6 protein-coding genes are annotated in these 6803 nt (G+C 39.8%); 3 read left to right on the top strand and 3 right to left on the bottom strand.

The features are described from left to right. Window positions 1–59: 59 nt before the first annotated feature. Window positions 60–1748 carry an NAD(P)H-quinone oxidoreductase subunit 4 gene (locus FJR37_RS25195; RefSeq protein ID WP_168467429.1) on the bottom strand — a complete coding sequence of 563 codons (1689 nt, stop codon included), beginning with the start codon at window positions 1746–1748 and terminating at the stop codon, window positions 60–62. A gap of 200 nt (window positions 1749–1948) precedes the next feature. Here FJR37_RS25195 and FJR37_RS25190 point away from each other — a divergent pair, with 200 nt between their 5' ends. Continuing rightward, window positions 1949–2410, top strand: coding sequence for a DUF29 domain-containing protein (locus tag FJR37_RS25190; RefSeq protein ID WP_168467428.1), 462 nt, complete (start codon window positions 1949–1951; stop codon window positions 2408–2410). Window positions 2411–2490: 80 nt separating this feature from the next. Here the strand turns inward: FJR37_RS25190 and thrS are convergent, their stop codons facing one another. Next, window positions 2491–4311: a threonine--tRNA ligase gene (gene thrS, locus FJR37_RS25185; protein ID WP_168467427.1), complete on the bottom strand. Its 1821-nt coding sequence runs from the start codon at window positions 4309–4311 to the stop codon at window positions 2491–2493. A gap of 510 nt (window positions 4312–4821) precedes the next feature. Here thrS and FJR37_RS25180 point away from each other — a divergent pair. Next, complete coding sequence (locus FJR37_RS25180) at window positions 4822–5136, top strand: DUF2605 domain-containing protein (protein WP_039201271.1); 315 nt, start codon at window positions 4822–4824, stop codon at window positions 5134–5136. Between the two features lie 247 nt (window positions 5137–5383). After that, complete coding sequence (locus FJR37_RS25175) at window positions 5384–5704, top strand: DUF2973 domain-containing protein (RefSeq protein WP_027403352.1); 321 nt, start codon at window positions 5384–5386, stop codon at window positions 5702–5704. Window positions 5705–6093: 389 nt separating this feature from the next. Here FJR37_RS25175 and FJR37_RS25170 read toward each other — a convergent pair whose 3' ends face one another. Then, window positions 6094–6528, bottom strand: a complete 435-nt coding sequence (locus tag FJR37_RS25170; protein ID WP_039201272.1) for a SufE family protein — start codon at window positions 6526–6528, stop codon at window positions 6094–6096. Between the last annotated feature and the right edge of the window lie 275 nt (window positions 6529–6803).

Here is a 6803-nt window from a genome sequence, read left to right as displayed (position 1 = left end):
TAAATTTGACAGACTACTAGAGGATATATTCTCCATACTTTTTGTTAGTCGTCAATTACCTATTTTAAAGTTCCCAAAACAGGTGTTAACTCAGTCGCTGGAATCTGCGGATTTAAGAATCCACTCGCATAAATATGAGGATTGGTTTGGGAAATAATCGTATAAGATTGGCGAACATGAGCATTGACAGCTACAGTTTTTGCATCATACATTTGCATAGCCGCCTTGGGGTAGAAACCAATACCAATAATCAACACCAGAAAACAGGCAGCAATAAACACTTCACGGGGTCTGGCATCACTATATACAGTTTCCGTTGGTAAAAGGCAATCTGTACCAAAACAAGCCGTTCCTTCATCTTCCTGATTTTCTAAATCAGCATTGTTAATATCGCAAATCAGGGCTGCACTAGAACCATAAAATACTTCACGCAGCATAGAAAGTAGATAAATAGGTGTGAGGATAACTCCCACAGCCGCTAGGAAAACTGTGACGGTGCAGAATGTAGAGGTGTAAACATCACTAGTTGCTATTCCCACGAAAACCGAAAGTTCACCAACAAAGCCACTCATTCCCGGTAAAGCCAAAGATGCCATAGCCCCCATTGTAAACAGGGCAAACACTTTTGGCATGGCTTGACCAATACCGCCCATTTCTGCCATCATCATCGTGTGGGAGCGATCGTAAGTTACACCAGCCAAGAAGAATAACACGGAAGCAATTAAACCATGTGATATCATCTGCAACATTGCACCGTTGATACCCAAATCGGTGAAAGAAGCAATTCCTATTAATACAAAACCCATATGGGAAATTGACGAATAAGCCAAACGCCGTTTCATATTCGTTTGGGCGAAGGAATTTAAAGCACCATAGATAATGTTGACAACACCGAGAATAGCCAAAACAGGCGCAAAGTAAACGTGAGCATCGGCAAGTAAGTCAAGATTCAGGCGAATTAGTCCATATCCGCCCATTTTCAACAGCACACCCGCCAAAATCATGGATACTGGAGAAGATGCTTCACCGTGAGCATCCGGTAGCCAAGTATGCAAGGGGAAAATCGCCAATTTTACACCAAAGGCAATTAACAAACCCGCATATAGTAGGAGTTGCAGGGTGAGAGGATATTCTTTCTGTGCGAGTTCTGCAACATCAAAAGTGACATTTCCGCCGCCATATAGCCCCATTGCTAGGGCTGCTACCAAGATAAATATAGAAGCTGCTGCGGTATAAAGTAAAAATTTTGTAGCTGCGTAGCGTCGTCGTTGTCCACCCCAAATACAAACTAGTAAATATACGGGGATTAGTTCGACTTCCCACATAATGAAAAATAACAGCAAGTCTTGGGCGACAAATACCCCAACCTGTGCAGAATACAACACAAGCATGAGAAAATAGAAAAGCTTTGGTCTGCGGTCAACTTGCCAAGCTGAAAACATCGCCAGTGTGGTAACAAAGCCCGCTAAAAGTACCAACGGGGCGGAAATACCATCCACAGAAACAGCCCAGTTTAAGCCCAATTGGGGCATCCAGACATAATTTTCTACCAGTTGAAAATTCGCATTACTGGCATCGTAATGTTGCCAAAAGGCACAACACATTAAAATAAAGTCGGCAATACCTACGCCCAGTGCATACCATCTGACGAGTTTGCCATCTTTATCTGGCAATACAGGGATGAGAAAAGATGCCAGGAGGGGAAATAGGACAATTGCGGTAAGCCAAGGAAATTGAGCCGCTATCATGTCAATAGGAAAAAATACTTATTGGTTAATGATGTTATTGTACTAAACTTTTTAACAATTTCTTTATAAGTTTTTACCTCAGTTTAGCATAAGAGAATATATACCTAAATAAATCTTATGCTTAGGATTGAGTAGATTGAAACGTTTTTCTTTGTCTCCCCGATGATTTAAAATAAGGTGTTAGACGTACTGTTAAATCAATGACTGAAATTCAATTGGCTAAAACAGGTCTTTATAATCGAGATCAGTACCTCTGGTTAGAGGAGACAATCCTAAAACTCAAGGCGCGAGATTTTCACGGTTTGGATGTGGAACATTTAATTGAGGAGATGGAAATCTTGGCGAGTAGGGATAGGGCTGAGGTTGAAAGCCGCCTAATTGTACTATGGGTGCATCTATTAAAACGGATTTATGTTAATAGTGAATACGATAATCGTGAATGGGAAGTGACAATTCGAGAACAACGTCGTCAATTAAGAATTCTTCTTAAACAGTCCCCTAGTCTGAAGCGATATTTTACAGCAGTATTAGATCAAGCTTGGGAAGAGGCTCTCATGGAAGTTAGGGAAGATTATTCTAGTTTTCAATTTCCTGATGTGTGGGAGTTTAGTCTGAATGTTGATGCGCTTTTGAGTGAGAAGTTTTGGGATTTTGTTGGGTAGAAAAGTGATTTTTTTGCACGCAGAGGCGCAGAGTCGCAGAGAGTTTTAAACTTTCCCTTCTTTCTACCCAACCTACTTTTTTAGAAGTTACTAAAGTTAGTAATTGCTTCTGTGATCTTATTCACAACTTCATCTACAGTTATGACTCCCAATTCCCCAGAAGCACGGGTGCGGATACTCAAGCTGTTGGCTTCTACTTCCTTCGCACCAACCACCGCCATGACAGGTATTTTATCCTTTTCGGCGTTACGAATCAACTTACCCAGGCGATCGCCACTCAAATCCACTTCCGCCCGAATACCCAATGCAACCATCTTCGCTGCCACCTCTTTGGTAAAATCTAACTGAAGATCACCTACAGGTAATAACCTGATTTGCACAGGCGCTAACCACAAGGGAAAATCACCCGCGTACTCTTCAATCAAAATCCCAATTAATCGTTCTAAAGAACCAAAGGGGGCGCGGTGAATCATTACTGGACGTTTACGCGAACCATCTTCAGCCACATATTCTAAATCAAACCGTTCAGGTAAATTATAATCTACCTGCACCGTTCCCAATTGCCATTCTCGTTCCAAAGCATCACTGAAGATAAAATCTAGCTTGGGTCCATAGAAAGCCGCTTCCCCAATGCCTTCAAAATGCTCCATTCCCAATTGTTGCACAGCGCGACGAATCGCCCCTTCCGCTTTATCCCAAACTTCATCCCCACCAATATATTTATCACTGGCTGGGTCACGGAAACTCAATCTGGCTTTAAAATTCTTCAATTGCAGACTTTTGAAAACGCTCAAAATCAAATCTACAACATTCAGAAATTCGCTGTCTAACTGTTCAGGAGTTACAAACAAATGAGAATCATCAACCGTAAAACCGCGCACCCTGGTTAAACCCCCCAATTCTCCCGACTGTTCATAACGGTAAACCGTGCCAAATTCCGCCAACCGCATCGGTAATTCCCGATAAGAGCGTAATTCACTCTTGTATATTTGGATATGAAAAGGACAATTCATCGGTTTCATGACAAAACCCTGTTCTATGGCTCTTGCTTCCTCATCTTCAGCCATTAGAGGAAACATATCTTCCTTGTATTTCTGCCAATGTCCAGATGTCTTAAATAAATCAACCCTAGCAATGTGGGGAGTCACCACAGATAAATAGCCCCGTTTTAACTGCTCTTTTTTGAGAAAGTCCTCTAAAATCGTTCTTAACAAAGTTCCTTTCGGAGTCCACAAAGGTAAACCAGGACCGACTAAATCGGAAAAGATAAATAATCCCAGTTCTTTACCCAGTTTACGATGATCACGGCGTAAAGCTTCTTCCTTGCGGCGTTTGTACTCAGCTAATTGTTCGGGAGTTTCCCAAGCCGTAGCATAAATGCGCTGTAACTGGGCTTTTTTTTCATCTCCCCGCCAATAAGCACCAGCAACGCTTTCTAATTCTAAAGCTTTGGGATTTATTTCGCTGGTATTTTCCAAATGTGGCCCAGCACACAAATCCCACCATTGATCTCCCAAATGGTAAATCGTGATGGGTTCTTGTTTGATATCAGCCAGAATTTCTAGCTTATAAGGCTCTTTGATAGCTTCAATGCGGTGTTGTGCCTCTTCGCGGCTGACTTCTTCCCGAATTAATGGCAATTTGCGATTAATAATCTTCACCATTTCTTTTTGAATGGTTTTCAAATCCTTATCGCTAAAGGGTTCTGGACTATCAAAATCATAATAGAACCCGTTTTCAATCCAAGGACCAATTGTGACTTGCGCTTTGGGAAACAGCTTTTGTACTGCCATTGCCATGATATGGGAAGCTGTATGGCGAATCTTTTTTAAAGGTTCTGATTCACTGGTACGGGGTAAATAGATTTTTTCGACTGCTTGGGTTTCTTGATTTGGCGACATTGGCTGTTAAACTTTTGGCGAAGTGTTAAAAATAAACTTGACAAAAAATATCTTTACAAAATAAATAATAGTCCACTGGCTATGGTTTCTCCTAATTTAGCTCAATCACAGACTTCTGGTGACATACTCCACATACTCCCTTGCGCCTTGGGGTACGCTTACGCTTCACAGACAACTTATTCAGCAAACCCTATATATAGCAGGGAACACAGTTGAAAGTCTTTTGGTTTACGGTTTTTTAGGTAAATGTTGGATCTTATTTCCACTGCATACCGCTATAGCAGTTTTAATTCTTTCTTCTTTCTGACTCCTGAATGATTTATTCCTTTAGAGGTATCCAGGCTTACTCCCAAGGAGCTTTACAAATTTATTGCCAAATTTATATAATTGTGCTTCAGATACGAAGTTACAGATTTACAAGATTTTTGATGTGAGAAGTTATGAATTGATTGTTAAGAATCGTAAATAACGTTAATATAAAAAGAGAATTAGGAAATATGCTTCTCGTATATGAGAGACTCGAATTTACCAAGTGCTGATTTACTGAAATCAGTCTTAGAACCGCTGTTAGAGGATTTTCAATATTGGTTTGAGCGCTATAGTCAAATCCTGGAAAATGAGAAAATCCAATTCATGAGTGAACAAGAGCAACTAAACTTACTAAAACGAGTCAAAGATGCAGAATGTGAACTGAACACAGTAAGGATGTTGTTTACAGCAACTGAAAAACAAGTGGGAATTGATATGGCAAGTGTAATGCCTTGGCATCAATTAGTTACAGAATGTTGGAGTGTGGGAATGCGTTTAGGTCAATCCAAGGAATAATAAATCCCTGGCAAAATCTAAATGAGTTGGAAATTGTAAAGATATTAGACAATTCTTAACATTGTTTTCATAAAAAAATAATGTGTCTCATGTTACCTTAATCTGAATATAAGGATTGCATCAAATAACATAGGCGCACAAGTAAGGAATTTTACATTCTTTTTTTTTTACCGCGAATCATTTATTTGCGGAGTTTTAAGTTTTACGAAATAACATTTTAACCTTTACTGTTCTGGAGGAAAATTCAATGCTACACCTACTCTATATTCTGGCTTTCACCGTTTTGGCATTCATAGCTGTCGGTAACTTAATTCGGAATCTGATCATGTTCAGTTTCGATAGAGAAAGGACATATTCAGCTAACCAATCATCACAAGGTGGCTTTGGTTATTATGCGGGTAGAAAGCAGTATGTTTCCCATCCCGAATTGTTAGACAGCGCAGGTAACATGATTAAAGAACCACTGCTAGTCATGCGTTCAATTAATATTGAGGATGCACGGGAACAGTTGGATGCTCTTTATGAATCTTCTCCTAGTCAAAAAAGCGATCGCTCAGAAGGAGCATAATCTATCATTATTAATATTCAGAATCTGTAGGGGCAACCCCCCGTGGTTGCCCAGTCTCCATAGGTAGGGGCAACCCCCCGTGTAATGGTGTCAACTTAAGCTCAAATCCCTACCACATCTCGTTCCTAGTCTCTGACTAGGAATGCAGTTAATGAGGCTTTGCCTCTAATATCATTGAAGGCAGAGCCTTCTAGAATTCATTCCCAGTCAGAGACTGGGAACGAGGTGACTTGAGTTCTTTGCGGGATAGATGTTTTACGTTAAGTTGACACAAATGCCCCCCGTGGTTGCCCAGTCTCCATAGCCGAGGGAAGTTCACAACAAAGAAAGAATAATTTAAACCTGTTTCTACCCCTCAAAAAGTATTCGAGTTGTTGAATCTCCAATTCCTAATTTTCTAATTTACATTCCAAAGCTTTTTTTTGCATTGTTTTGAAAATATTGTAAAAACCATTAGCGCGGGAAGGAGTCAAACTCACATTTAAGCCAGTTTCTTGAATAAAATCAGGAGTAAGCTGAACTATTTCTGTAGGTGTTGATCCATTTAATCCTTTTATTAATAATGCTAACAATCCCTTCGTTAATTGGGAATCAGAATCACCCTGAAACATGACTTTATCATCTTCTAATGATGCCGTAACATACACCTGAGAAACACAACCTGGAACTTTATTTTCGGGAATTTTCCCATCTTCAGGGAACTCTTGTAGCTTTTGAGCATACCATATCAACTGCTCATATCGTCGTTTAGGTTCTGTAGCACGTTGAAAACGGTGGACAATTTTATTCAGTGCCGGCGGTAAGGAATCAAGAGTTGAGGACATGATCAATCCAGGAAATAATTACCCTTATTTTAGCAATTACCAGCCATTACAGATATACCATTAAAACGGCGACAAATATCAAAAATTGTTATTCAGTACAGCAGTTATCCTTATTAAGAATTGAAAACAAATGTTAAAATTTACTACAAAGTAAGCAATTATATAGATTTTTATTAATCAATATTTGGATGATATTGTCAAGCATCCGAAAATATCAGGAGTAAATTAGATGTTGACTTCAAACTTACTGGCTACAGTCACCACATCTCTAGAAT

The sequence above is a fragment of the Aphanizomenon sp. UHCC 0183 genome (assembly GCF_009712065.1).
GTDB lineage: Bacteria > Cyanobacteriota > Cyanobacteriia > Cyanobacteriales > Nostocaceae > Dolichospermum > Dolichospermum heterosporum.
The sequence above is the reverse complement of the archived record's forward strand: the minus strand, read 5'-3'. Positions and strand labels throughout refer to the sequence as shown.

Coding starts and splice junctions, on each gene's coding strand:
- FJR37_RS25195 (WP_168467429.1), bottom strand. CDS start 1,748: ATGATAGCGGCTCAATTTCCTTGGCTTACCGCAATTGTCCTATTTCCC.
- FJR37_RS25190 (WP_168467428.1), top strand. CDS start 1,949: ATGACTGAAATTCAATTGGCTAAAACAGGTCTTTATAATCGAGATCAG.
- thrS (WP_168467427.1), bottom strand. CDS start 4,311: ATGTCGCCAAATCAAGAAACCCAAGCAGTCGAAAAAATCTATTTACCC.
- FJR37_RS25180 (WP_039201271.1), top strand. CDS start 4,822: ATGAGAGACTCGAATTTACCAAGTGCTGATTTACTGAAATCAGTCTTA.
- FJR37_RS25175 (WP_027403352.1), top strand. CDS start 5,384: ATGCTACACCTACTCTATATTCTGGCTTTCACCGTTTTGGCATTCATA.
- FJR37_RS25170 (WP_039201272.1), bottom strand. CDS start 6,528: ATGTCCTCAACTCTTGATTCCTTACCGCCGGCACTGAATAAAATTGTC.